Genomic DNA, 1,805 nt, shown 5'->3' with positions numbered 1-1,805 from the left:
ACCGCTCGACGAACGAAACCACCGTCGATTCGTCGAACAACGCGGTCGCAAAGGTCACGAAACCACCGATCCCCGCAGGAACCCCGGCCTCGTCGTAGGTGTCCTGCACGATCCAGTGCAGGTCGAACTGCGAGGTCCGGTGCTCGAGGTCGAGCGGGGCGATGGCGAGGTCGTCGAGTTCGAGGCTGGCCTCGTTCAGGTTCTGGAACGAGAAGCCGACCTGGAACAGCGGATGCCGCGCCGTCGACCGCGCCGGATTCAGCACCTCCACCAGCCGCTCGAACGGCACATCCGCATGCGCGAACGCCTGCAGATCCGACTCCCGAACCGCCCCCAGCAACTCCTCGAACGAGCCACCCGAACGCACATCCGCCCGCAACACCAACGTATTGACGAACATGCCGATCAGATCGTCGAGCTCACGCTCACCACGCCCGGCGATCGGCGTGCCCACCGCGACATCCGACGTGCCCGACAACCGCGCCAGCAGCACCGACAACGCCGCGTGCACCACCATGAACAACGTCGCATTGTGCGCCCGCGCCAACTGCACCAACCGCCCGTGCAGCTCCGCCGGCACCGCGACGTCGACCCGCGCACCGGCCACCGACTGCACCGCCGGACGCGGACGATCGGCCGGCAACTCCAGCTGATCCGGCAACCCGGCCAGAGCGCCACGCCAGAACGCCAGCTGCTGCGAGATGAGCGAGGACGGATCGTCCTCCGAGCCCAGCACCGACCGCTGCCACAACGCGTAGTCCGCGTACTGCACCGCCGGCGGCTCCCAGGACGGGGCTCCGCCGCCGATCCGGGCGCTGTAGGCGAGCATCACGTCCCGCACGAACGGCGCCATCGACGCACCGTCGGCCGAGATGTGGTGCACCGCCATCGCCAGCACGAACTCGTCGCCGCCGAGATCGAACAAGCGGATGCGCAGGGGCACTTCACTCGTCACGTCGAACGGCCGCACCATGAAGTCCGTGACGGCGGCGAGCAGCTGCTCGGCCGTGGTCCGTTCGACGTCGACGTCCGGAACGGACTGCAGCACCGGCAGCACGACCTGGACGGGTCCGTCCGCGGTCTCCGGGTACACCGTGCGCAGCGACTCGTGCCGCGCCACCACGTCGGCGACCGCCGCGCGCAGCGCCTCGACGTTGAGGGCACCGCGGATCCGCAGAGCCATCGGCAGGTTGTAGGCGGTCGAGTCCGGGTCGAAGCGGTTGAGGAACCACATGCGGGACTGCGCCAGCGACAACGGAATCCGCTCCGGGCGCACCTGTGCCGTGAGCGCAGCCCGTCCACCCGCACCGACGTGCGACTCGAGCCGGGCGGCCAGGTCCACTACTGTCGAGGCTTCGAACAATGTACGGACCTGGACGCGGGTGTCGAGTGCCGCGCCCAGACGCGAGACCACCTGGGTCGCGATCAGCGAGTTGCCGCCGAGCGCGAAGAAGTCGTCGTCGAGACCGACCCGCTCGATGCCGAGCACCTCGCCGAACACCCCGGCGACGATCTCCTCCACCGGCGTGGTGGGGGCACGGAACTCGCGAGCTTCGAACTCCGGTTCCGGCAGCGCCTTGCGGTCGAGCTTGCCGGACGCGTTGAGCGGGAACGCGTCGAGCACGGTCACCACCGACGGAACCATGTACGACGGAAGCGCCGCGGCGGCGGCCGTGCGTGCGGCGCCGGCGTCGATCACCGCGCCCGGCACCGGGACGACATAGGCGACCAGGTGCTGGCCGGTCGACGATTCGTGCACGAGCACCACCGCCGACAACACGGACGGATCGGCGGACAGGACCGCT

At 69.4% G+C, this 1,805-nt stretch carries 1 protein-coding gene; it reads right to left on the bottom strand.

Translation table 11 applies throughout. The features are described 5' to 3' along the window. The coding region (locus I0Q12_RS33895; RefSeq protein ID WP_231611417.1) for a condensation domain-containing protein at window positions 1-1,805 on the bottom strand (1,805 nt) is incomplete at both ends.

The sequence above is a fragment of the Rhodococcus sp. CX genome (genome assembly GCF_015865005.1).
Lineage (GTDB): Bacteria > Actinomycetota > Actinomycetes > Mycobacteriales > Mycobacteriaceae > Rhodococcus.
Note: the sequence above shows the minus strand (reverse complement) of the source record. Positions and strands in the feature narration are given on the sequence as shown.